The sequence below is a fragment of the Bifidobacterium mongoliense DSM 21395 genome, assembly GCF_000741285.1.
GTDB classification, from domain to species: domain Bacteria; phylum Actinomycetota; class Actinomycetes; order Actinomycetales; family Bifidobacteriaceae; genus Bifidobacterium; species Bifidobacterium mongoliense.
Genome location: NZ_JGZE01000043.1, coordinates 1 through 1,902 on the forward strand (window position 1 = coordinate 1; position 1,902 = coordinate 1,902).

The 1,902-nt window shown below is 67.4% G+C and carries 2 protein-coding genes; both read right to left on the reverse strand.

Annotation, left to right across the window (positions count from 1 at the left end; translation table 11 throughout):
• A partial coding sequence (locus BMON_RS09080; RefSeq protein WP_034885548.1) for a hypothetical protein occupies nucleotides 1–273 on the reverse strand: 273 nt, incomplete at its 3' end.
• 126 nt (nucleotides 274–399) lie between these two features.
• A partial coding sequence (locus tag BMON_RS09085; protein ID WP_034885550.1) for an acyl-CoA carboxylase subunit beta occupies nucleotides 400–1,902 on the reverse strand: 1,503 nt, incomplete at its 5' end.

The following is a 1,902-nucleotide window of genomic DNA, read 5'->3' on the forward strand; positions in this document are numbered from 1 at the left end:
ACGCTGGCGGTGGCGTCGGCCGCGGCGCCGAGGCGCGCGGGGATTGGCCTCGAATCCGAACACGTCGACGGGATGGCCGACCGTGGCGAGCAAGTCGGCGTTGACGGCGACGAGCAGCCGGCCGACGGCGTCCATATGCTCATGCAGCGTGGCGTCGATCGTCGGGTCGGAGCAGCTGTCGGCCAGGGCGCTCGTCCAGGGCGTGCCCTGGCCTCCGAAGACGAAGGCGTGCGGCTCGGAGGCGAGCCGTGAGAGGAAGAAAGGTGATGTCATGATGGTCCTTTGTGGTATCGATCCGCCCGCTGACGAACAGCGACGAGTCTTATGGCATATGGATGGAAGTGCGACAGTGTGGATGGCCACATCAGGTGGGTGGTCACATGGGGTGGTGCGGCGGCGTTACATGGGCTGGTTGCCGTGGTGTTTGTCGCCGTGGCGGGAGCGGCGCTTGTGGGCGAGCGAACGCAGGGAGCCCGCGATGGCCTCGCGGGTCTGCTCCGGGTCGATCATCGCGTCGATCTGCCCGGTCTCCAGGGAGAGGTTCGCGTTGACGGTGGTGGTCTCGTAATCCTGGATGAGCCGGTCGCGCAGCGCGTTGACGTCCTGGCCGCGCTCCTTGGCCTTCTGCAGGTCCTTGCGGTGGATGATGTTGACCGCGCCGCCGGCGCCGAGCACGGCGATCTGGCTGCTGGGCCACGCGTAGTTGACGTCGGCGCCGATGGCCTTGGAGCCCATGACGATGTAGGCGCCGCCGAAGGCCTTGCGCAGGATGACCGTGACCATGGGCACCTGGGCGTTGGCGTAGGCGTAGATGACCTTGGCGCCGCGGCGGATGATGCCGGAGTGTTCCTGGTCCGAACCTGGCTGGTACCCGGGGGTGTCCACCAGGGTGATGATCGGCAGGTTGAAGGCGTCGCACAGGCGCACGAAGCGCGCGACCTTCTCGGAGGACGCGACGTCGAGGATGCCCGCCTTGACCTTCGGCTGGTTCGCCACGATGCCGACCGGATGGCCTTCCATGCAAGCGAAGCCGACCAGGGCCGAGGTGGCGTAGAGCTCCTGGACCTGCACGAATTCGCCGTAATCCACGAGGCAGCGGATGACGTCGAGCATGTCATAGGGCTGGCGGTCGTTGTCGGGGACGATGTCGTTGAGCCGCTGGGCGATCTCGTGGTCGGCCCGGTTCGCGGCATACGAGAAGATGGGCGTCGGACCGTTCGCGCTCGACGGCAGATAGGCCAGCACGGTGCGTGCGTAGTCGATGGCGTCGGCCTCGTCCTGCCCCAGGTAGTGGGCCACGCCGGACACGGCGTTGTGCACGTAGCCGCCGCCGAGGTCCTCCATGCTCACGGTCTCGCCGGTGGCGGACTTGACGACATCGGGGCCGGTGACGAACATGTTCGAATGTTCCTTGGTCATGATGATGAGGTCGGTCAGGGCCGGGCAGTAGACGGCGCCGCCGGCGCAGGGGCCGAGGATGAGCGAGAGCTGCGGGATGAGGCCGCTGGCCTCGCAGGTCTTCCTGAAGATGTGGCCGTACTGCGTGAGCGCGGAGACGCCCGCCTGGATGCGAGCGCCGCCCGAGTCGATGAGCGCGACGACGGGAATCTGCAGCTCGATGGCCATGTCCATGAGGTGGCAGATCTTCTCGCCTTCGGCCACGCCCAGGGTGCCTCCCTTGACGGAGAAGTCCTGGGCGTAGACGGCGACCTGGCGGCCGTAGACGTCACCGAAACCGGTGATGACCGCGGACCCCGGGGAACCTTGGTTGATGCTGCCGCCGACGAATCGGCCGATCTCACGGAACGAACCGGTGTCGAAGAGCAGGTCGAGGCGCTCGCGGGCGGTGTTCTTGCCCTTGGCGTGCTGACGGGTGCGCGCGGCGCGCTCGGCGTCGCGCGC